General features: G+C 40.3%; 24 protein-coding genes. 18 read left to right on the top strand and 6 right to left on the bottom strand.

Translation table 11 applies throughout. From position 1 onward, the window contains the following. Window positions 1-72 precede the first annotated feature (72 nt). The 8 genes from M1G01_RS03245 to M1G01_RS03210 all read left to right on the top strand — a co-directional run bounded on the left by M1G01_RS03245 (window position 73) and on the right by M1G01_RS03210 (window position 6,407). Window positions 73-273, top strand: coding sequence for a F0F1 ATP synthase subunit C (locus tag M1G01_RS03245; protein WP_001054551.1), 201 nt, complete (start codon window positions 73-75; stop codon window positions 271-273). A 32-nt stretch (window positions 274-305) separates the two neighbouring features. Next, complete coding sequence (atpB, locus tag M1G01_RS03240) at window positions 306-1,022, top strand: F0F1 ATP synthase subunit A (protein WP_000392937.1); 717 nt, start codon at window positions 306-308, stop codon at window positions 1,020-1,022. Window positions 1,023-1,040: 18 nt separating this feature from the next. Beyond that, window positions 1,041-1,535, top strand: coding sequence for a F0F1 ATP synthase subunit B (atpF, locus tag M1G01_RS03235; RefSeq protein WP_000366311.1), 495 nt, complete (start codon window positions 1,041-1,043; stop codon window positions 1,533-1,535). After that, window positions 1,535-2,071 carry a F0F1 ATP synthase subunit delta gene (locus M1G01_RS03230; RefSeq protein ID WP_000359021.1) on the top strand — a complete coding sequence of 179 codons (537 nt, stop codon included), beginning with the start codon at window positions 1,535-1,537 and terminating at the stop codon, window positions 2,069-2,071. Before atpF ends, M1G01_RS03230 begins: the two co-directional genes overlap by 1 nt. A 14-nt stretch (window positions 2,072-2,085) precedes the next feature. Then, window positions 2,086-3,591 carry a F0F1 ATP synthase subunit alpha gene (atpA, locus tag M1G01_RS03225; protein ID WP_049500256.1) on the top strand — a complete coding sequence of 502 codons (1,506 nt, stop codon included), beginning with the start codon at window positions 2,086-2,088 and terminating at the stop codon, window positions 3,589-3,591. A gap of 15 nt (window positions 3,592-3,606) precedes the next feature. Beyond that, window positions 3,607-4,485 (top strand): F0F1 ATP synthase subunit gamma, encoded by an 879-nt coding sequence (locus M1G01_RS03220; protein ID WP_000301228.1) that lies wholly within the window; start codon window positions 3,607-3,609, stop codon window positions 4,483-4,485. Between the two features lie 85 nt (window positions 4,486-4,570). Continuing rightward, window positions 4,571-5,977, top strand: a complete 1,407-nt coding sequence (gene atpD / locus M1G01_RS03215) for a F0F1 ATP synthase subunit beta (protein ID WP_000094372.1) — start codon at window positions 4,571-4,573, stop codon at window positions 5,975-5,977. A 10-nt stretch (window positions 5,978-5,987) separates the two neighbouring features. Continuing rightward, window positions 5,988-6,407 (top strand): F0F1 ATP synthase subunit epsilon, encoded by a 420-nt coding sequence (locus M1G01_RS03210; protein WP_000940836.1) that lies wholly within the window; start codon window positions 5,988-5,990, stop codon window positions 6,405-6,407. A gap of 32 nt (window positions 6,408-6,439) precedes the next feature. Here M1G01_RS03210 and M1G01_RS03205 read toward each other — a convergent pair whose 3' ends face one another. After that, the gene (locus tag M1G01_RS03205; protein WP_247931150.1) at window positions 6,440-7,453 is read right to left on the bottom strand and encodes a lactonase family protein; all 1,014 of its coding nucleotides are present in this window, start codon (window positions 7,451-7,453) and stop codon (window positions 6,440-6,442) included. A gap of 144 nt (window positions 7,454-7,597) precedes the next feature. On the opposite strand from M1G01_RS03205, the gene M1G01_RS03200 reads away from it, so the two are divergent. The 6 genes from M1G01_RS03200 to M1G01_RS03170 all read left to right on the top strand — a co-directional run bounded on the left by M1G01_RS03200 (window position 7,598) and on the right by M1G01_RS03170 (window position 14,599). Beyond that, window positions 7,598-8,764, top strand: a complete 1,167-nt coding sequence (locus tag M1G01_RS03200) for an AI-2E family transporter (protein ID WP_000400294.1) — start codon at window positions 7,598-7,600, stop codon at window positions 8,762-8,764. After that, window positions 8,754-9,983, top strand: coding sequence for a tetratricopeptide repeat protein (locus M1G01_RS03195; RefSeq protein ID WP_247931149.1), 1,230 nt, complete (start codon window positions 8,754-8,756; stop codon window positions 9,981-9,983). The genes M1G01_RS03200 and M1G01_RS03195 overlap by 11 nt, the downstream gene beginning before the upstream one ends. Before the next feature lie 291 nt (window positions 9,984-10,274). Beyond that, on the top strand, window positions 10,275-12,074 hold the full coding sequence (locus M1G01_RS03190) for a Spy0128 family protein (protein ID WP_000723553.1): 1,800 nt from the start codon (window positions 10,275-10,277) through the stop codon (window positions 12,072-12,074). A gap of 388 nt (window positions 12,075-12,462) precedes the next feature. After that, window positions 12,463-13,104 (top strand): amino acid ABC transporter permease, encoded by a 642-nt coding sequence (locus M1G01_RS03180; protein WP_049550406.1) that lies wholly within the window; start codon window positions 12,463-12,465, stop codon window positions 13,102-13,104. Window positions 13,105-13,114: 10 nt separating this feature from the next. Continuing rightward, complete coding sequence (locus M1G01_RS03175) at window positions 13,115-13,744, top strand: amino acid ABC transporter ATP-binding protein (protein WP_000891744.1); 630 nt, start codon at window positions 13,115-13,117, stop codon at window positions 13,742-13,744. Between the two features lie 15 nt (window positions 13,745-13,759). Beyond that, window positions 13,760-14,599: an amino acid ABC transporter substrate-binding protein gene (locus M1G01_RS03170; protein ID WP_247931148.1), complete on the top strand. Its 840-nt coding sequence runs from the start codon at window positions 13,760-13,762 to the stop codon at window positions 14,597-14,599. A gap of 75 nt (window positions 14,600-14,674) precedes the next feature. Here M1G01_RS03170 and lysS read toward each other — a convergent pair whose 3' ends face one another. The 5 genes from lysS to M1G01_RS03145 form a co-directional block, all read right to left on the bottom strand. Beyond that, a complete protein-coding gene (lysS, locus tag M1G01_RS03165) occupies window positions 14,675-16,165 on the bottom strand; it encodes a lysine--tRNA ligase (protein WP_049501497.1) in 1,491 nt (496 codons plus the stop codon). A 138-nt stretch (window positions 16,166-16,303) separates the two neighbouring features. Further along, window positions 16,304-16,927, bottom strand: coding sequence for a histidine phosphatase family protein (locus tag M1G01_RS03160; protein ID WP_049501496.1), 624 nt, complete (start codon window positions 16,925-16,927; stop codon window positions 16,304-16,306). Further along, window positions 16,927-17,409 (bottom strand): aminoacyl-tRNA deacylase, encoded by a 483-nt coding sequence (locus tag M1G01_RS03155; protein ID WP_049501495.1) that lies wholly within the window; start codon window positions 17,407-17,409, stop codon window positions 16,927-16,929. The genes M1G01_RS03160 and M1G01_RS03155 overlap by 1 nt, the downstream gene beginning before the upstream one ends. After that, window positions 17,409-18,251: a DUF368 domain-containing protein gene (locus M1G01_RS03150; RefSeq protein ID WP_049501503.1), complete on the bottom strand. Its 843-nt coding sequence runs from the start codon at window positions 18,249-18,251 to the stop codon at window positions 17,409-17,411. The genes M1G01_RS03155 and M1G01_RS03150 overlap by 1 nt, the downstream gene beginning before the upstream one ends. 106 nt (window positions 18,252-18,357) lie before the next feature. After that, on the bottom strand, window positions 18,358-19,158 hold the full coding sequence (locus tag M1G01_RS03145) for a glycoside hydrolase family 25 protein (RefSeq protein ID WP_247931147.1): 801 nt from the start codon (window positions 19,156-19,158) through the stop codon (window positions 18,358-18,360). Window positions 19,159-19,313: 155 nt separating this feature from the next. Between M1G01_RS03145 and glmU the strand changes: the two genes are divergently transcribed. The 4 genes from glmU to M1G01_RS03125 are packed head-to-tail and all read left to right on the top strand — an operon-like array spanning window position 19,314 to window position 22,279. Continuing rightward, window positions 19,314-20,693, top strand: a complete 1,380-nt coding sequence (gene glmU / locus M1G01_RS03140; protein WP_247931146.1) for a bifunctional UDP-N-acetylglucosamine diphosphorylase/glucosamine-1-phosphate N-acetyltransferase GlmU — start codon at window positions 19,314-19,316, stop codon at window positions 20,691-20,693. A 9-nt stretch (window positions 20,694-20,702) separates the two neighbouring features. Then, on the top strand, window positions 20,703-21,248 hold the full coding sequence (locus M1G01_RS03135) for an NUDIX hydrolase (protein WP_000393797.1): 546 nt from the start codon (window positions 20,703-20,705) through the stop codon (window positions 21,246-21,248). Between the two features lie 11 nt (window positions 21,249-21,259). Next, window positions 21,260-21,571 carry a cell wall synthase accessory phosphoprotein MacP gene (macP, locus tag M1G01_RS03130; RefSeq protein ID WP_000517872.1) on the top strand — a complete coding sequence of 104 codons (312 nt, stop codon included), beginning with the start codon at window positions 21,260-21,262 and terminating at the stop codon, window positions 21,569-21,571. Between the two features lie 15 nt (window positions 21,572-21,586). Beyond that, window positions 21,587-22,279, top strand: coding sequence for a 5'-methylthioadenosine/adenosylhomocysteine nucleosidase (locus M1G01_RS03125; protein WP_049505957.1), 693 nt, complete (start codon window positions 21,587-21,589; stop codon window positions 22,277-22,279). Window positions 22,280-22,294: the final 15 nt, after the last annotated feature.

The following is a 22,294-nucleotide window of genomic DNA, read 5'->3' as shown; positions in this document are numbered from 1 at the left end:
GTAAAAAGTTGACAAAAACAAATTTTAGGACTAAACTAAGGAAGTAAATTTAAATAAAAAGGAGAATTCATCATGAATTTAACATTTTTCGGTCTATGTCTTGCCTGTATGGGTGTATCCCTTGCAGAAGGATTTTTGATGAACGGTTTGTTCAAGTCTGCAGCACGCCAACCAGACATCATCCCACAATTGCGTAGTTTGATGATCATGGGAATTGCCTTTATCGAAGGAACATTCTTTGTAACCTTGGCGATGTCATTTGTCATTAAATAGACAACTCTATTTAGAAATGGAGGTGTCAAACCATGGAAGAAAGTTTGAATCCAACCGTTAATATTGGACCAATATCCTTTGATTTGACCCTGCTTGCCATGTCTCTTGTAACTGTTTTGATGGTTTTTGCCTTTGTCTACTGGGCAAGTCGTAAAATGACCATCCGTCCAAAGGGCAAACAAAATGCTCTTGAGATGATTTACGACTTTGTGATTGGTTTTACCAAACCAAACATTGGAGAATCATACATCAAGGATTATTCCTTATTTCTGTTTTCTCTATTTCTGTTTATCTTGGTTGCCAATAATATCGGCTTAATGGCAAAAGTACAAACAACAAACGGTTATAACTTGTGGACTTCCCCAACAGCCAACCTTGGATACGATTTATCCCTATCATTCTTGATCACTTTGATCGCCCATGTAGAAGGAGTTCGTCGTAGAGGCGTTAAAGAATATTTGAGAGCATTTGTTACACCTGGCTTTATGACTCCGATGAACATTTTAGAAGAGTTCACCAATTTTGCTTCCTTGGCGATTCGGATCTACGGAAATATTTTTGCCGGTGAGGTCTTAGCTGGATTGCTATTAGCCTTGTCACAAAATGCTTTGTATTGGTATCCTTTTGCCTTTATCGCAAACATGTTATGGACAGCCTTTTCGATTTTCATTTCATGTATTCAAGCCTATGTCTTTACCATGTTGTCATCGATGTACATTGGTAAGAAGATAAATGCTGGGGAAGAGTAAGTAGAGGAGGATTAGAAGATGGATTTAACTATTAGTACCATTATTGGTGACTTTATTCTTATCGCTGGTTCCTTCCTTTTATTAATTTTTTTAGTGAAAAAATATGCCTGGGGAAATCTTACCAATATTTTAGATGAACGTGCTGAAAAAATTTCTTCAGATATTGACGGAGCAGAAGCTGCCCGTAAGAAGGCCGAAGAACTCGCTAGCAAACGTGAAGCTGAGTTGGCAGGTAGCCGTTCGGAAGCTAAGACAATTATCGAGAATGCAAAGGAAACAGCTGAGAAAAGTAGAGCTGACATCTTGGCTGAGGCGAAACTGGAAGCAGGACGCTTGAAAGAAAAAGCTAACCAAGAAATTGCTCAAAATAAAGCGGAAGCTTTACAAAGCGTTAAGGGTGAGGTAGCAGATTTGACGATTAGTCTCGCTGGTAAAATCATCTCACAAAACCTTGACGGACAAGCCCATAAAGAACTCATTGATCAGTACATCGATCAGCTAGGAGAAGCTTAATGGACAAAAAGACAGTAAAGGTAATTGAAAAATACAGCATGCCTTTTGTCCAATTGGTGATTGAAAAGGGAGAAGAAGACCGTATCTTTTCTGACTTAGCTCAAATCAAGCAAGTCGCAGAAGAAACAGACTTGCCTTCTTTTTTAGGTCAAGTGGCAGTAGGTGAGTCGGATAAGGAAAAAACCGTTCGTTTCTTCCAAGACTCAGTGTCACCATTAATGCAAAACTTTTTTCAGGTGCTGCTATACAATCACAGAGCAAATTTATTTTATGAAGTAATTGTAGATTGTTTGAGTCGACTTGAAAAAGAAACGAATCGATTTGAAGTAACGATTGCCTCCGCTCATCCATTAACAGATGACCAGAAGGCGCGATTGCTTCCTTTGATTGAGAAAAAAATGTCTCTGAAAGTTCGGACTATCAAAGAACAAATCGATGAAAGTCTCATTGGTGGTTTTGTCATTTTTGCCAATCACAAGACAATTGATGTGAGTATTAAACAGCAACTTCGTGTTGTTAAAGAAAATTTGAAATAGAAAGTGGTGTTCTTTTGGCAATTAACGCACAAGAAATCAGCGCTTTAATTAAGCAACAAATTGAAAATTTCAAACCCATTTTTGATGTGACTGAAACTGGTGTTGTAACCTATATCGGGGACGGTATTGCGCGTGCCCACGGCCTTGAAAATGCCATGAGTGGAGAGCTCTTGATTTTTGAAAACGGCTCTTATGGTATGGCGCAAAACTTGGAATCAACAGACGTTGGGATCATCATTCTCGGTGACTTCACGGATATCCGTGAAGGAGACACTATCCGTCGCACGGGTAAAATCATGGAAGTTCCTGTCGGTGATAACTTGATTGGACGTGTTGTGGATCCACTTGGTCGTCCCGTTGATGGTCTCGGAGAAATCCATACTGACAAGACTCGTCCAGTAGAAGCACCAGCTCCTGGTGTTATGGAGCGTAAGTCTGTATCAGAACCATTGCAAACAGGTTTGAAAGCTATTGACGCCCTTGTACCGATTGGTCGTGGTCAACGTGAGTTGATTATCGGTGACCGTCAGACAGGGAAAACAACCATTGCGATTGATACAATCTTGAACCAAAAAGGGCAAGATATGATCTGTATCTACGTAGCGATTGGACAAAAAGAATCAACAGTCCGTACACAAGTGGAAACACTTCGTCAGTACGGTGCCTTGGACTATACAATCGTTGTGACAGCCTCTGCTTCACAACCATCTCCATTGCTCTTCCTAGCTCCTTATGCTGGAGTTGCTATGGCGGAAGAATTTATGTACCAAGGCAAGCATGTTTTGATTGTTTACGATGATCTTTCAAAACAAGCGGTCGCTTATCGTGAGCTTTCCCTCTTGCTTCGTCGTCCACCAGGTCGTGAAGCCTTCCCAGGGGATGTTTTCTACCTTCACAGCCGTTTGCTTGAGCGCTCAGCTAAAGTTTCTGATGAACTTGGAGGTGGATCTATTACAGCCCTACCATTTATCGAGACACAAGCAGGAGATATCTCTGCCTATATCGCAACCAACGTGATCTCTATCACTGATGGACAAATCTTCCTTGGTGATGGTCTCTTCAATGCGGGTATTCGTCCAGCCATTGATGCGGGTTCGTCTGTATCCCGTGTAGGTGGTTCGGCACAAATCAAAGCCATGAAGAAAGTAGCTGGTACACTTCGTATCGACCTTGCTTCATACCGTGAGTTGGAAGCCTTCACTAAGTTTGGTTCTGACTTGGATGCAGCAACACAGGCTAAGTTGAACCGTGGACGTCGTACTGTGGAAGTATTGAAACAACCTGTTCATAAACCACTACCTGTTGAGAAACAAGTAACCATTCTCTATGCTTTGACACATGGTTTCTTGGATACGATTCCAGTAGATGACATTGTTCGTTTTGAGGAAGAGTTCCATACTTTCTTTGATGCTCATTATCCAGAGATTTTGGAAACCATTCGTGAAACAAAAGACTTGCCAGAAGAAGCAGTCTTGGATGCTGCGATTACAGAGTTTCTCAATCAATCCAGCTTCCAATAAGAATAGAGGTGTCAGATGGCAGTATCTCTAAATGATATTAAAACAAAAATCGCCTCAACCAAAAATACGAGTCAAATCACTAATGCCATGCAAATGGTATCGGCTGCCAAGTTAGGTCGCTCTGAAGAAGCAGCGCGCAACTTCCAAGTTTATGCTCAGAAAGTTCGTAAGCTTTTGACGGATATTCTGCATGGTAACGGATCTGGTGGTTCTACCAATCCGATGCTCATCAGTCGCCCAGTTAAGAAAACAGGCTATATCGTTATCACTTCAGACCGTGGCTTGGTTGGAGGTTATAATGCTTCCATCCTTAAAGCCGTTATGGAGTTGAAAGAAGAATACCATCCAGATGGTAAAGATTTTGAGATAATCTGTATTGGTGGTATGGGTGCTGATTTCTTTAAGGCTCGTGGTATTCAGCCAATCTATGAACTACGTGGCTTGGCGGATCAACCTAGTTTTGATGAAGTTCGTAAAATTATTTCAAAAACGATTGAGATGTACCAAAACGAACTTTTTGATGAATTGTACGTCTGCTACAACCATCATGTCAATACTCTCACAAGTCAAATGCGTGTGGAACAAATGCTTCCGATTGTTGACTTGGATCCAAATGAAGCGGATGAAGAGTATAGCTTGACCTTTGAGTTGGAAACGAGCCGTGATGAGATTCTAGAGCAGTTGTTGCCACAGTATGCCGAAAGTATGATTTACGGGGCTATTATCGATGCCAAGACAGCTGAGAATGCTGCAGGTATGACAGCCATGCAAACGGCGACCGATAATGCCAAAAAGGTCATCAATGATTTGACAATTCAGTATAACCGTGCTAGACAAGCGGCGATTACACAAGAAATTACAGAAATCGTAGCGGGGGCTAGTGCCTTAGAATAAGGCTTTGCCTCCCTCGTATCAAAATGAACTTAGGACCTAGTTGAGCTAGGAACCGACAGTATCTTATATAGAATAGGAGAAGGAGATGAGTTCAGGTAAAATTGCTCAGGTTATCGGACCCGTTGTAGACGTCTTGTTTGCAGCAGGGGAAACACTTCCTGAGATTAATAATGCACTTGTCGTCTACAAAAATGACGAAAGAAAAACAAAAATCGTCCTTGAAGTAGCCTTGGAGTTGGGTGATGGTATGGTTCGTACGATCGCCATGGAATCAACAGATGGTTTGACTCGTGGAATGGAAGTTTTGGACACAGGACGTCCAATCTCCGTTCCAGTAGGTAAAGAAACTTTGGGACGTGTCTTCAACGTTTTGGGAGATACCATTGACTTGGATGCTCCTTTCGCTGAGGACGCTGAGCGTCAGCCAATTCATAAGAAAGCTCCAACTTTTGATGAATTGTCTACCTCATCTGAAATTTTGGAAACAGGGATTAAGGTTATCGACCTTCTTGCCCCTTACCTTAAAGGTGGGAAAGTTGGACTCTTTGGTGGTGCCGGAGTTGGTAAAACTGTCTTGATTCAAGAATTGATTCACAACATTGCCCAAGAACACGGTGGTATTTCAGTATTTACCGGTGTTGGAGAACGTACTCGTGAAGGGAATGACCTTTACTGGGAAATGAAAGAATCAGGCGTTATCGAGAAAACAGCCATGGTATTTGGTCAGATGAATGAGCCACCAGGAGCCCGTATGCGTGTTGCCCTTACTGGTTTGACAATCGCCGAATACTTCCGTGATGTAGAAGGCCAAGATGTGCTTCTCTTTATTGATAATATCTTCCGTTTCACTCAAGCTGGTTCAGAAGTATCTGCCCTTTTGGGTCGTATGCCTTCAGCCGTTGGTTACCAGCCAACACTTGCTACGGAAATGGGTCAATTGCAAGAGCGTATCACATCAACCAAGAAGGGTTCTGTAACCTCTATCCAGGCTATCTACGTGCCTGCGGATGACTATACTGACCCTGCGCCAGCAACAGCTTTTGCTCACTTGGATTCAACTACAAACTTGGAACGTAAGTTGGTACAGTTGGGTATCTACCCAGCCGTTGATCCGTTGGCTTCAAGCTCTCGTGCCTTGGCACCTGAGATTGTTGGTGAGGAGCACTACGCAGTTGCTGCTGAGGTTAAACGTGTCCTTCAACGTTACCATGAATTGCAAGATATCATTGCTATCCTTGGTATGGATGAACTTTCTGATGAAGAAAAGACCTTGGTTGCACGTGCCCGTCGTATCCAGTTCTTCTTGTCTCAAAACTTTAACGTTGCAGAACAATTTACTGGTCAACCTGGTTCTTATGTGCCAGTAGCGGAAACAGTTCGTGGCTTTAAGGAAATCCTTGAAGGAAAACATGACCAGTTACCAGAAGATGCCTTCCGTGGTGTCGGTTCAATCGAAGACGTCATTGCTAAGGCAGAAAAAATGGGATTTTAAGAGGTGATCTATGGCTCATTTAACTGTCCAGATCGTGACACCAGATGGCCTCGTCTATGATCACCATGCCAGCTTTGTATCGGTACGAACTCTGGATGGTGAGATGGGGATCTTGCCACGACATGAAAATATGATTGCTGTTTTAGCGGTTGATGAAGTGAAGGTAAAACGTATCGATGATGATACTCATGTGAACTGGATTGCAGTGAACGGAGGAATTATCGAGATTGCTAATGATATCATTACCATTGTAGCAGACTCAGCAGAGCGTGCTCGTGATATTGATATCAGTCGTGCAGAACGCGCGAAACTTCGAGCTGAACGAGAAATCGAAGAAGCCCATGATAAACACTTGATTGACCAAGAGCGTCGTGCAAAAATCGCATTGCAACGTGCTATCAACCGTATCAATGTCGGAAATAGACTATAAAAAAATGAACTTGAAACTCAAGTTCATTTTTTTTAATGTGGGAAGCTGATGCAGACTGCTTCAGGGACATGGAAGTCGTTAGAAAGTTCTGCAAGACGACCACTTTTAGGATTACGCTTAAAGACGGTTGCGTTATCAGAATCTTGATGAACAGCAATGAGAAACTCTTGATCAGGAGTTAGGTCGAAATCACGTGGATTTTTACCATGGCTTGGTACAATCTCTAATAATTCCAAGCTACCATCAGCGAGGATTGTATAGACTGCAATGGAATCATGACCTCGGTTGGATGCATAGAGGTATTTGCCATCTTTTGAAAGACGAATGGCAGCAGTAGCATTAAAGCCTTCGTATCCATCTGGTAAGGTTGAAATAACTTGCATGCGTTCAAATTCACCAACCCCATCATAAATCAAGACCTCTATGGTGCTATTCAGTTCGCAGATGAGATAGGCAATCTTATAGTGGTGGTGGAAAACAATGTGGCGAGCACCTGCTCCAGCTTGGCTGTGATAAGTGTAGAGTTTACTTAGTTTTCCTTCTGGACTAATATCATAGGTCGTTACTTCATCTGTACCTAGATCACATGTGACGAGATACTGGTCAGGTGTTAGGTCTGTATAGTGTACATGTGGGGAAGTTTGGTTTTCATGAGGACCTTGTCCACTATGCTGATCTAGATCTGTTTGGATGAGGCTACCATCCTCTTGACGTTTATAAACTAGAACTTGACCTTTATGATAGTTGGCACCGTACACGAGGCTACGCTTTTCATCCACTGCCACATAACAATGGGGAGCGCCTTCTTCAACCACATGATTTAGCAAAGCGCCATCTGTCTTGTAAGCAGCGATTCCACCTAAGCCATCCTGGCTCCCTACAGTGTATAAGTGTTGCTGTTGGTCAAAGGCAAGGTAGGTTGGACTTGGTTCAGCAGCAAAGAGTTCAAGATTTTCAAGCTGGCCTGTTTCTGTATCAAAATCTGCCTTGTAAATCCCTTTAGATAAGCGACGAGTGTAAGTTCCAAAATAAACAGTTTCTTTCATGTCCATACCTCTTAATAATGATAAGTTCATTATACCACAAAATGGCAGTCATGAAGCATCAGATTCATCCATGTAAGCACTTTAAAAAAGAGTTATTTTAGTCTAAAAATGGTATAATGAGAGAACGACAGAAAGGATGTATTTATGGAACATAAAGAGAAACATTTTAGCCTATCTTGGTTTTTTAAGTGGTTTTTAGATAATAAAGCCATCACTGTATTTTTAGTAACCTTGTTACTGGGGCTAAATATTTTCATTCTAAGTAAGATTAGTTTTATCTTTTTACCAGTTTTGGATTTTCTTGGGGTTGTCATGTTGCCAGTTATTTTATCTGGTTTACTTTATTACCTCCTCAATCCGATTGTTGACTGGATGGAGAAGCACAAGATCAATCGTGTCCTTGCCATTAGTATTGTTTTTGTTATTATTGGACTCTTTATCATTTGGGGGCTGGCAGTCGCAATTCCTAATCTGCAACGTCAAGTCTTAAATTTTGCGAAGAATGTGCCGACATACCTGGAAGATGCTGATAAGGTGATCAATGACCTTGTAACCAAACGCTTGCCAGATGATTTTAGACCACAGTTGGAGCAGGTTCTTTCCAATGTTTCTAGTGAGGCGACCATGTGGGCCAGCAAAATCTCTTCTCAAGCTGTTAACTGGGTTAGCGCCTTTATCAGTAGCGTTTCCCAGGTCATTGTAGCGGTTATTATCGTACCCTTCATGCTCTTTTATCTTTTGAGAGATGGGAAAGGTCTACGAGACTATTTGACTAAGTTTATCCCAAACAAGTTAAAAGAACCTGTCGGACAAGTTTTGTCAGATGTTAATAAACAGTTGTCAAACTATGTTAGAGGGCAGGTTACAGTTGCTATTATCGTGGCAATTATGTTTATTATCTTCTTTAAGATTATTGGTCTCAGATATGCTGTGACTCTGGGGATCACGGCTGGTATCCTCAATCTAGTACCTTACCTGGGTAGTTTTCTTGCCATGTTGCCTGCTTTGGTTTTGGGCTTAATAGCGGGGCCTGTCATGCTTTTGAAAGTGATTATTGTCTTTATTGTTGAACAAACGATTGAAGGTCGCTTCGTTTCTCCGCTTATTTTAGGTAGTCAGCTAAACATCCATCCGATCAATGTCCTCTTTGTTCTCCTAACTTCAGGCTCCATGTTTGGTATTTGGGGAGTCTTGCTGGGAATTCCAGTCTATGCCTCTGCCAAGGTCGTTATCTCAGCTATCTTTAACTGGTATAAAAAAGTCAGCGGTTTGTATGAAGAAGAAGGGGAGGAAATCAAGAGTGAACAATAGTCAACGCATGCTCCAGGCTTTGGATGAACAGAATTTAACCAAAGCGGATCAGTATTTTCACGAAGCCCTCGAAACAGATTCAAGTGAAGTTCTTTACGAACTAGCAAGCTATTTAGAGGGAATTGGCTTTTATCCTCAAGCTAAAGAAATTTACCAAAAAATCGTTACAGAATTTCCAGAAGTGAATCTGAATTTAGCAAGCATTACTAGTGAGGATGGCAATGTTGAGGAAGCCTTTGCTTACCTTGAGGAAATCACACCCGAAAGTGACTGGTATGTATCGGCTTTGGTCTTGAAGGCAGATCTCTATCAGTTGGAAGGATTGACAGATGTAGCACGTGAAAAGTTACTGGAAGCTTTAAACTACTCAGACGATCCCTTATTAGTTTTTGGTTTGGCTGAGTTGGATAGCGAGTTAGGGAATTATCAGGAAGCTATTCAGGGCTATGCTCAATTAGACAATCGCTCTTTCTATGAGCAAACGGGTGTCTCAATTTATCAGCGAATTGGCTACGCTTATGCCCAGTTAGGCAAGTTTGAAGCCGCAACTGAATTCTTAGAGAAAGCTTTAGAACTAGAATACGATGACCAAACTGCCTTTGAACTGGCTAGTCTTTACTTTGACCAAGAAGAGTATCAAAAATCTGCCCTTTACTTTAAGCAGATTGATACCATTTCACCTGATTTTGAAGGATATGAATATGGTTATAGTCAAGCCTTGCATAAGGAACATCAGGTGGAAGAGGCCCTTCGTATCGCTAAACAAGGTTTGGAGAAAAATCCGTTTGAAACACGGCTCTTACTGGCTGCTTCTCAATTTTCGTATGAATTACATGATCCTAGTGCTGCAGAGCAATTTCTCCTTACTGCCAAAGAAGATGCAGAGGATACAGAAGAAATTTTCCTTCGCCTTGCAACCATTTATATGGAACAAGAGCGGTACGAAGATATCATTGCTCTCCAAAGTCAAGAACCTGAAAACCTCCTGACCAAGTGGATGATTGCCCGTTCTTATCAGGAAATTGAGGATTTAGATAAGGCCTATGAGCTCTATCAGGAACTATTGCTTGATCTCAAGGATAATCCTGAATTTCTGGAGCAGTATACTTATCTCCTACGTGAATTGGGGTATTTTGAAGAAGCCAAAGTGCAAGCTGAAGCTTATTTAAAACTCGTTCCAGATGATGTTCAGATGCAAGAACTATTAGAGACACTTTAAGGATTTCTATTTTTTGTAAAATTTTATTAACAGAAACGAATGACTTTAAATGAATGATTTGAAAGACCTCAGAGGTCTTTTCTTTTTTACTAATATAATATAAATGTTAGAATTTCTTATAGCCAATTTAGATGAAGTTTTGAACGATGAAAGCCTGCTACACCCTATAAAATAAGAGTTTAAAGGTATGATTTGAACATCGAACTACTATGAAATACTTGACAAATTTATATAAGAATATATAATAATAAATAAGGGAATCTTTCCCCAAAAATAAAGGAGGCAAATGTTGTGAAAAAGATTAATAAAAAACTTTCTCATGCATTCATGGCGCTATTGTTAGTAGCTTCAGTATTTATCCCAGTACTAAGAACTAGCAATGTGGTTAAAGCTGCTGAACTACCATCTAGTAGCTATACGCTAACGACAGTACCGACAATTAACAATAATAAGTTAGTTGACGGTGCAGAGTATGGTGAAGGGAAATTTTACCTTCAAACCACCTACAAATTCGACAACTCAACAACGTTGAAGAATGGTGACTTTATGGTTTATAAAGTTCCAAATGAATTCAAAATTGAAACAGATTCAACTACTGAAATCTTTGGTAACGATGGAGTCACTAAAGTTGCTGAGTTAACGACAAATAAGTCTGTAAATACAGCGACTGTAACGGTAACTAACGAAGATTATTTTGCTAACTTACCTGAAGAGAAACAAATTTCGGCCTTATTTACTGTTGTATGGGCTGATAATGTTGAACTCAATAAATCATATCCAATCGACATTCCTGGAGCAGGAGTATACAATTTGACTCGTATTGTTCCAGATGAGGATCCAACAGGATTTACTAAATGGGGAGTTCAAGATACGAACGATCCAAATTATATTAATTGGTATATTCGCGTAAACAAATATGCTAATCCTTATGAAGGCGTTTCGATTCAAGATACAATCCCTGAAGGGCAAGTATTAGCTAGTGAGATTACAGGTTACTACTTTACTGAATGGGGTAAGGATGAACATCATCCTCTTTTGAATCCAAGTCACATTGTTGTTCAAGATTCTAATCGCTTCACTATTACTCCAAATGGTAATGGTGATCTAATCAACCAAGGTTTGTATGTAGTTTATAAGACTCGTATCACAGCTCCAGTTGATAATACAACAAAGAAAGCTTTCAATAACGTTAAAATTACGACTTCGACTGAAAACTTTGATGTAGAAGGTTTTGCACCATTAACCACAACTGAAGGTATTAGTTCAGGTTCACGTTCTACAGAAGTTTCATTTGAGGTTTCTAAGCAGTTAAAAGGAAAAGACTTAGCTGCTGAAGAATTTAGCTTCCAACTACTTGATCCAAACGGATCAGTTGTGGAAACTGTTAAGAATGATAAAGATGGCAAAGTGAAATTTAAAGCCGTTAAATTCTCTACAGTGGGTACTTATAAGTATCAGATCAAAGAAGTTAATGATCAAAAACCAGGTTTTGCTTACGATGATAAGACTATTAACGCAGAAGTTACTGTAACAGATGTTTATGGTGAGAAGTTTGCAAGTGTTAAATATGACAATAAAGTTTTTGTAAATTCGTATTCTGCTAAATCTGCAACAACTTCAATTACTGCTAAAAAAGTCCTAAATGGTAAAACTCTTGAGGCAGATAAATATGAATTTGAATTGAAAGAAGGCGACAAACTTGTAGCTACAGCTAAGAATGCTGCAGACGGAACAGTTGCTTTCCCAGCGATTGAATACACTGCTGCAGGAATTCACACATACACGATCACTGAAAAAGCTGGTAATGAAACTGGTGTAACTTATGATAAAAATGCTTATACAGTAACAGTAAAAGTTGTAGACAATGGTCAAGGTCAACTTGTAGCAACAGTTACAGGTAATAATCCAACCATCATAAATACTTATGTTGCTGAGACTCCGGGTTCTTCAGATAACAAACCTAAACAACCAGAAGAAAATAAAGAACTACCAAATACTGGTACATCTGAAATGACTATCTTGCTTACTGTTGTAGGAGTAGTACTTGCATTTGGTTCCATTCTCTTATTCCGTTTCAAAAAAGTTAAATAATCTAGTTGAAAAATTTTGATGCCCTTGCTATGGCATCATCAAAGAGCCACTTGTATGGATAGTAGAAATGATACTATTCTTATAAAGTGGTTCTTTTTTATATCTCTAGAGGTATGAAGTGAATGAGAGTAAATAGAGTTCTATATCATTGAAATCTTTATAGATATTTGATAAAAATATTTTGATTATTGTTCTCTCAGAATTAGAAGTTAAACCTATATTCTCGTCTAGAATCCTTATAATTCTTCGAATTCTGTAAGATGATATTTCGCTCTGATTTCTTAGATAAAGGTGTATAGTTCAATAATTATAGAATTTTTTTACAAAAACCCTTGCTAAATTGTTTATTTATGCTATAATAGGAACAATAATTTTTAGGAGGTGCAGTATGTCTTATATGTTTGAGATATTACCAAGTTTATTGAACGGTGCAAGTATGACACTTCAAGTCTTTGCTCTGGTCTTGATATTTTCAATTCCTTTAGGTATTGTCGTTGCCTTTGCTTTGCAAGTTCGCTGGAAACCCCTCCATTATCTGATTGACCTTTATATTTGGGTGATGCGAGGGACTCCCTTGCTCTTGCAATTAATCTTTATTTACTATGTTCTCCCTAGAATTGGGATACGTTTAGATCGTTTGCCTGCTGCTGTAATCGCTTTTGTATTGAACTATGCAGCCTACTTTGCTGAAATTTTTCGTGGAGGGATTGAAACCATTCCAAAGGGGCAGTATGAGGCTGCTAAGGTCTTGAAGTTTAGTCCATTTGACACAGTGCGCTATATTATTTTGCCTCAGGTTACAAAGATTGTCTTACCGAGCGTCTTTAATGAAATTATGAGTTTGGTCAAGGATACTTCATTGGTTTATGCCCTTGGGATTTCAGATTTGATTTTGGCTAGTCGGACAGCAGCCAATCGGGATGCCAGTCTTGTTCCTATGTTTTTAGCCGGAGCGATTTATTTGATTATGATTGGTCTTGTAACTATTGTTGCGAAAAAACTTGAGAAGAAGTACAGTTATTACAGATAGGAGGATTGCTATGTTAGAATTACGAAACATCAACAAGGCCTTTGGTGGCAAACAAATCTTAACCAACTTCAGCCTATCAATTCCTGAAAAGCAAATCCTTGCAATCGTAGGTCCATCTGGAGGAGGAAAGACTACCTTGTTACGTATGCTAGCTGGACTGGAAACCATCGATTCTGGAGAAATCTACTATAACGGCGAATCGCTAGCTATAGACGAACTAGAAAAGCGCAATCTTCTGGGATTTGTTTTCCAAGATTTTCAACTCTTTCCGCATTTGTCAGTTCTAGATAACTTAACTCTGTCGCCTATAAAAACCATGAGCATGGAGAAGGAAGTTGCTGAGAAGAAGGCGCGTGGTTTGTTAGAACAACTTGGGTTAGCAGGGCATGCAGATGCCTTTCCATTCTCACTTTCAGGTGGGCAAAAACAACGGGTGGCCTTAGCGCGTGCTATGATGATAAACCCAGAAATTATTGGATATGATGAGCCTACATCAGCCTTAGACCCAGAATTGCGATTAGAAGTGGAAAAACTTATCCTTCAAAATAAAGAGCGTGGGATGACTCAGATTGTTGTGACCCACGATCTTCAGTTTGCGGAAAACATTGCTGATCAGATCCTTAAGGTCGATCCAAAGTAGGACTAGGAGGTGCCTATGAAGAGAAAGAAAATTGCCCTTGTACTTGCTCTGTTCTTTAGCTTCTTCCTGACAGCTTGTACTCAGAAGGCAAGTGATCCAAGTCAGGATAATTGGGCCAAATATCAAAAACAGGGTAGCATTACCATTGGCTTTGACAATACCTTTGTTCCCATGGGATTTGAGGAAAAGAATGGCCAGTATGCAGGTTTTGATATTGACCTAGCCCAAGCTGTCTCTGAAAAACTAGGAATTCAGATTAAATTTCAACCCATCGACTGGGATATGAAAGAAACCGAACTACAAAATGGTACCATTGATGCCATCTGGAATGGCTATACAGCTACAGATGAACGGAAAGAGAAGGTTGCCTTTACCATTCCTTACATGGAAAATCAACAAGTTTTGGTCTCTAAAAAGTCTCAAAAAATCCACTCAGTTCAGGATATGACTGACAAAGTTTTAGGGGCCCAGGCTGGATCTTCTGGTTATTTGAATTTTGAAGGACAACCAGAACTACTCAAGAATCGAGTGAAAGACCAGAAGGCTAATCAATACCAAAGTTTCAATGAAGCCTTAATTGATTTGAAAAATGATCGGATTGATGCCTTGTTGATTGACCGGGTATATGCCAATTATTATCTCCAGTCTGAAGGAATATTAAATGACTACAATGTCTTTTCAGCTGGATTTGAAAGTGAAGCTTTTGCAGTGGGTGTTAGACCTGCTGATAAAACTTTGCTAGATGCATTGAACCAAGCCTTTATCTCGCTATACCAAGAAGGAAAATTCCAGGAAATCAGCCAGAAATGGTTTGGGGAAGATGTAGCCACCAGTCAAGTTAAAAATCAAGAATAAGAAAAAGAGATTGAGTTTTTCCTCAGTCTCTTTTTGCATCGAAAAATCCTCTGGCAAGTACCAGAGGATAAGGGGTTATTTCATTGTTGGGAAGAGCAATACATCACGGATAGTAGTTGTATCAGTGAGGAGCATGCAGAGACGGTCGATACCGATTCCCAAACCACCTGTTGGAGGCATACCGTATTCAAGAGCCTCAATGTAGTCGTAGTCGATGCCTGTTGCTTCATCATCACCAAGCTCTTTAGCTTTAGCTTGAGCTTCAAAACGGCTAAGCTGATCAATTGGGTCGTTCAACTCAGTAAAGGCGTTACCGTATTCCTTGGTCATAATGAAGAGCTCAAAGCGGTCAGTAAAGCGGTCGTCTTCAGGGTTCTTCTTAGCAAGTGGAGACACAGCTACTGGATGACCATAGACAAAGGTTGGTTGAATCAAGGTTTCTTCAACGAACTCTTCAAAGAAGGCGTTGATAATGTGACCAACTTCAGTGTAGTGTTTCTCAACTGGAACTTTCTTCTCAGCAGCGATAGCTTTAGCTTCCTCGAAAGTCATGTCTTGCCAGAAGTCTACACCAGTAATTTCCTTGATAGCATCTACCATGTGAACGCGTTTGAATGGTTCGTTGATTTTGATTTCAGTTCCTTGGTAGTTAACTGGACCATCACCCTTAACTGCCTTAGCAGCGTGTTGGATAATACCTTCCGTCAAGTCCATGATATCTTGGAAGTCTGCATAAGCTTGGTAAACCTCGATAGAAGTAAACTCAGGGTTATGAGTAGCGTCCATTCCTTCGTTACGGAAGATACGGCCAATTTCATAGACTCGTTCCATACCACCAACGATAAGACGTTTTAAGTGAAGCTCAGTCGCGATACGAAGGACCATATCAATGTTTTGGGCATTGTGGTGAGTGATAAATGGACGGGCAGCAGCACCACCGGCTTCATTATGAAGAACAGGTGTTTCCACTTCAAGGAAACCTTTTTGGTCTAGATAACGACGGATTTCAGAGATGATTTTTGAACGAGTGACAAAGCGTTCAAAGCTTTCACGATTAGAAATCAAGTCAAGGTAACGTTTACGATAAATTGTTTCAACGTCTGTCAAACCGTGGAATTTCTCAGGAAGCGGGCGAAGTGCTTTAGACAAGTGTGTGATGTGTGTGGCCTTGATAGAGAGCTCTCCCATATCAGTACGCATGACTTCACCTTCGACACCAAGGAAGTCACCAAGGTCTGCTTTTTTGAAGATTTCGTAGTTTTCTTCGCCAACTTCGTCTTTACGAACGTAGATCTGGATTTGACCTTCTCGGTCTTGAAGATGGGCAAAGCCAACTTTTCCTTTTCCACGTTTAGTTACTAAGCGTCCAGCGATAGTAGCAGTTTCATTTAATTCATGTAGTTGTTCTTTATCGAGTTCTGCAAATTTATCTTTTAGTTCTTGTGAGTTAGCAGTACGTTCAAAACGTTTTCCGAAGGGATCGATTCCTTGTTCACGGAGCGCAGCCATTTTTTCACGGCGAACGATCTGCTGGTCATTTAGTTCTTCCATATGTTCTGTAGACATGGGTTCCTCCTAATTTTACTCAAAATTTGATACGATGAGTCATTTTTTGCGATACTCCCATTTTATCATAAATAGCAGAGAAATTCACGGATATTCTTTGAAAACTAAAAAGAACTTGACTATTAAGATCAAGTTCCATTATTTTCTTTGATAGGAAGTGTCATTCCATCTTTCCAGAGTGAAGGTTTCAAAATTCTCGGTCTCTAAAACTGTCAGACTAGCATTGGCCAAGCCTCCATCTTTGCGAAGGTGAGCCTCTTTATAGCCTAAGAGAGTGCGTAGGCTAGCAGTGAGATTTGCCCCATGCCCGACAATCAAAATTCTTTCAGCCGGACTTTCTTTCAGAGATTTGATAAACTGAATGGTTCGCTGAGTCGTAGAGTAGAGAGATTCGGCTTCAAACATCCTCGTATCAAACTGGGCCAGATTAGAGCGAAAGGCCTTGATTTGTTGTGGGTAGATGGCATTGAGCGTAGCGATTTTTAATCCCTCTAGTTTTCCAAGTTGCCATTCACGTAGGTTAGGAATGCTCTTTAAAGGACAAGGGGCTAGGAGTTGACTTTGGATAATCTCAGCAGATTTGACTGCTCTGGGTAAATCACTAGAATAAATCGTATCAAAAGGAATTTCCTTGAGATGTTGACCCAGTTGTTTTAAAACGTCAATGGAATCTGGAAGAAGGGGAGAGTCGCCGCTAGCACCTTGAAAACGTCCTTCAAGATTCCAGACAGTCCGACCATGACGGACAAAATAGAGTTTCATCAGTTGTTTTCCTCCAAGAGATCAGCAAAATTTGCTTTTACAAAGCTGGCTAAGTCTTGAGGTCGAATGATGATACTATGCCCGACTTCTCCAGCAGAGACAATCATTTGGTCTAAATCCAAAGCAGTCTGATCAATAAAAATAGGATAATTGTGTTTTTGGCGAATGCCGACGGGGTTATTAGCCCCATGAATATAGCCTGTCGTTTTTTCCAGATCTTTTTGAGGAATCATGCTCACTTTTTTATTACCAGAAACCTTTGCTAGTTTTTTCTCAGCGAGGTGTTCTGTTATGGGAACGATTCCGATGATTGGCCCCGTCTTATCACCCAGCAGAGCCAAGGTTTTAAAGATATGTGTTCGATCATATTCCGAAGGAAGTTCACCCTCAAGCGCGTTGATATGAATACCAGTATGGTTAATACCCGCCTTGGTCAAGATTTGTTCGACCAAGGTTTTCTTAATCTTAACTTTCTTTGCCATTATTTATACTTATCCTCCAATTGACTCATCCAGATACCAAGCCAAATACCAAGTGCAAAGAAGAAGGCGATGAGAACATAACTCACGATAGAAAGTCCAGTGTATTGGATACTTTCAGCACTTCCAGCATTTGGAATCAAAATCAAGAGGGTGCTTGATAGCACAATCCCAATGATAAAGTGATACACACGCGAGTGGTAGTTGTTCAAGGCATGGTCCATTAATTTTGAAAAAATGATGAGGGTTGCACCTGCACCTATTCCGATAGGAAGGAAAGTACCGAATAAATCAAAGGTCTTAAAACCAGAGAGCATTGGAGCGTACAATCCTAAAATCAAGAGTAGATTTGACGGACTTAAACCAGGCACCAAGACACCAAGCGCTAAAAGAGCACCCGCTAAGATGAAATTAGCGAAACTAGCACTGAGAGAACCAACAACAAAGTTTAGCGCGTAGAGCCCTAGGCCTGAAAGGATAAAGGTAGTCCAGAACCAGACTAGGTCGATCTTGTCACGATCAGATTCTCGAGTAGATTCTTTAAGGAGGCTAGGAACTGTACCGATGATGGCTCCCGCAAAACTCCATAAAACATAGACCTGGTAATTTTCTAGCAGATACTCGATTGGATAAGAAAACAAACCAATGCCTAGCAACATCCCGATTGCTACTGGGATAAAGTATAGGACATTCGCTTTAAAATCCTTAAAAGGATGAGCCAGAAAGCTAATCATTCGCTCGTAAATTCCCAAAATAGCTGCTAAAACACCACCAGAAATTCCAGGTAGGATAAATCCTAAGGCGATGACGATTCCTTTAATAACTCTTGCAATCCATGAAAACATCATAAAATCCTCAATTTCATAAAATTCTTTCTCTATTCTATCAATTATAACACAGACGAGAAGAAAATGAAAAAACAAGTGAAAAAGAGAGCAATTTTCACTTGTTTTATGGTCTTAAAAATAGTTTTCTGAAGGTTTCTTCTTTTTCCTTCAAGGTAGAAATGAGATTAATATCTAAATGGTGTTCAAATCCAGCAATTCTTCCTTTTGAAGTATACTGATGGAGGTCATAGTCTAAATCAGTATTAGGCGTGGTTTCAAAGTAACCTGAATCGGTTCCATAAGATGGAATCCAGACAGCAGAGAACTTCTCTGTATTGATACTATGCTCTTGCATAAAATAAACACCAATGTAAATTCCGATATTTTTAGCGCCAAGGGCTTCTAGTTTAGCCCTAAAAGCTTCAACACCTTCGTTCATATCAGACATTGTTTTTTCTTCAACATCAAGCCAGTAGTAACTAGGGTTATATGGAGAAGCAGCGTTGTAGAAAACCTCAGCAGCTTTTTCCATTTCTTCCTTACTAGTACTTGCTAGATAGGCATAAACAGCAACTGGAACATTCCGCTTTTGAAATTCTGAAATATGATTTTTATAGGCTTTATCGACACCATTAGCATAGGCGGCATTATTTGTTTCAGTATGCTGAGCCCCATTGTGGACACGAACAATAACACCAGAAATATTTTGAGACAAGGTATCGTAGTTGATTTCCTCAGGTCTTTGCCAACCAGAGACATCAATAATAGGTTTGTCAAGATTATGCAAGGCCTGATTTTCAACCTGGACAGCATTTGGTTTTGACTTGACGGGATGGTCTTCATAAGTTGGTCTATTGAGGATCAAAATAGCTATAAATATAGTAAATAAAGTAAAAATAATAGCTGGATGAATCTTTTTTCTCATATTTAAATAGTTTAACGTAAATAGATAAAAAAATCAAAGAAAACATCGGAAAAAGTGAATATATGGGCGTCTTTTCCCTATTTCTCTGTTTGTTTACTCCTAAGAAACTAAATTATGGTATAATATAAGGGAATTTCTAGAGAAAAGAGAAGATTATGTCAAATTATGCCATTATTTTAGCAGCGGGTAAAGGTACTCGCATGAAATCAGATCTTCCAAAGGTACTTCACAAAGTAGCTGGAATTTCGATGTTGGAACATGTTTTTCGTAGTGTTGGTGCTATTCAACCTGAAAAAACAGTTACTGTAGTTGGTCACAAGGCAGAGCTAGTTGAGCAAGTATTAGCCGGTCAGACAGACTTTGTTACCCAATCAGAACAACTAGGAACTGGGCATGCTGTCATGATGGCAGAGCCTATTCTCCAAAATCGTACAGGCCACACATTGGTTATCGCTGGAGATACTCCTCTGATTACAGGTGAAAGCTTGAAAAACCTCTTGGATTTCCATATCAATCACAAAAATGTTGCGACGATTTTAACAGCTGAAGCGGCAAATCCTTTCGGATACGGTCGTATCGTCCGTAACGATAACGCTGAAGTTCTTCGCATTGTAGAGCAGAAAGATGCCACAGACTTTGAAAAGCAAATTAAGGAAATCAATACAGGAACTTATGTATTTGACAATGAACGTCTTTTTGAAGCCCTTAAAAACATCAACACCAACAATGCCCAAGGTGAATACTATATTACTGACGTGATTGGTATCTTCCGTGAGGTTGGTGAGAAGGTTGGGGCCTATACTCTCAAGGATTTTGATGAAAGTCTTGGGGTAAATGACCGTGTAGCTCTTGCGACTGCGGAAGAAGTGATGCGACGCCGTATCAACCAAAAGCATATGGTTAATGGTGTTAGCTTTGTCAATCCTGAAGCAACTTACATCGACATTGATGTTGAGATTGCTCCCGAAGTCCAAATCGAAGCTAATGTTACCTTGAAAGGTCAAACGAAGATTGGTGCTGAGACTGTTTTGACAAACGGTACTTATGTAGTGGATAGCACTATCGGAGCTGGAGCTGTGATTACCAACTCTATGATTGAGGAAAGTACAGTTGCAGACGGCGTGACTGTTGGCCCTTATGCCCATATTCGTCCTGGTTCAAGTCTGGCTGCTCAAGTTCACATTGGAAATTTTGTTGAAGTAAAAGGATCTTCAATCGGTGAAAATACCAAGGCGGGTCATTTGACTTATATTGGAAACTGTGAAGTGGGTAGCAACGTTAATTTCGGTGCCGGAACTATTACAGTCAACTACGATGGCAAAAATAAATACAAAACTGTCATTGGCAATAATGTCTTTGTTGGCTCAAACTCAACTATTATTGCTCCTGTAGAACTTGGGGATAATTCTCTGGTTGGAGCGGGTTCAACCATTACCAAGAATGTTCCTGCTGATGCCATTGCTATCGGCCGTGGACGACAAGTTAACAAAGATGAGTACGCAACACGCTTACCTCATCATCCTAAGAACCAGTAGGAGTTTGTCATGGAATTTGAAGAAAAAACGATTAGTCGGAAGGAAATCTATCAAGGTCCTATTTTCAAACTAGTACAAGACCAGGTGGAACTGCCAGAAGGCAAAGGTACTGCCCAACGTGATTTGATTTTTCACAATGGAGCTGTTTGTGTACTAGCTGTGACAGCCGAGGACAAAATCGTTCTCGTTAAGCAATACCGAAAAGCTATTGAGGCGGTTTCTTATGAGATTCCCGCTGGTAAACTAGAACTTGGTGAAAATGCTGATCCAATGGCAGCGGCGCTTCGTGAATTGGAAGAAGAAGTTGCCTACACTGGTAAGTTAGAACTGTTGTACGATTTCTATTCTGCGATTGGATTTTGTAATGAAAAACTAAAACTCTACCTCGCTAGTGATTTGGTCAAGGTGGAAAATCCTCGCCCACAAGATGATGATGAAACTTTGGAAGTCCTAGAAGTAAGCCTAGAGGAAGCCAAAAACCTGATCCAGTCAGGTCATATCTGTGATGCCAAAACTATTATGGCGATCCAGTACTGGGAACTACAAAAGAAATAGAGGAGCAACCCATGGGAAAACCTTTATTAACAGACGAAATGATAGAACGTGCTAACCGAGGTGAGAAAATCTCAGGACCACCTCTTCAAGATGATGAGGAAACAAAAATCCTACCAACGTCTTCACAACATTTTGGTTATTCACGTTCTAGAGACCACGGTTTTAGTCAAGATACCTTAACAATCGAAGTGGAGCCAACGATTCATAAAAGTCGTCGCATTGAGAATACCAAGAGAAATGTTTTTAATTCGAAACTCAATCGCATCTTGTTTGCAGTTATCCTACTTTTGATTTTGTTAATTTTAGCGATGAAACTCTTGTAATTGAAAGGACTTGAAATGAAAATTGGAATCATTGCTGCCATGCCAGAAGAACTCCTATATTTGACTCAGAATTTGGACAAACCTCAAGAAGTCCAAGTCCTCGGAAATACTTACTACACTGGCTCTGTTGGCAATACTGAAGTCGTTCTAGTTCAGAGTGGGATTGGAAAGGTCATGTCAGCTATGAGTGTAGCAGTGTTAGCTGATCACTTCCAAGTAGAAGCTATCATCAATACAGGATCAGCAGGTGCTCTTGCCGAAGGGATTGCTGTTGGTGATGTCGTGATTGCGGATAAGTTGGCTTATCATGATGTGGATGTGACTGCTTTTGGCTATGCTTATGGCCAATTGGCTGGTCAACCTCTGTACTTTGAATCAGATAAGAAATTTATCGCTAGGATTAAAGAAAACTTATCTCAGTTAGAACAGACTTGGCACCTAGGCTTGATTGCTACAGGAGACAGTTTTATAGCTGGGGATGATAAAATTGCTAGTATCAAATCCCACTTCCCTGATGTTTTAGCAGTTGAAATGGAAGGGGCTGCTATTGCACAAGCGGCTCAGGCTCTTGGCCTACCTTTCCTAGTCATTCGTGCTATGAGTGACAATGCCAATCACGAGGCCTCTATCTCTTTTGATGAGTTTATTATCGAAGCTGGACGTCGTTCTGCCCAAGTCTTATTAGCCTTTTTAAAGGCTTTGGATTAAGCGGAAATTTGACAG

The organism is Streptococcus oralis (assembly GCF_023110055.1).
GTDB classification, from domain to species: domain Bacteria; phylum Bacillota; class Bacilli; order Lactobacillales; family Streptococcaceae; genus Streptococcus; species Streptococcus oralis_BY.
This window is presented reverse-complemented; position numbering and strand designations above follow the sequence as displayed.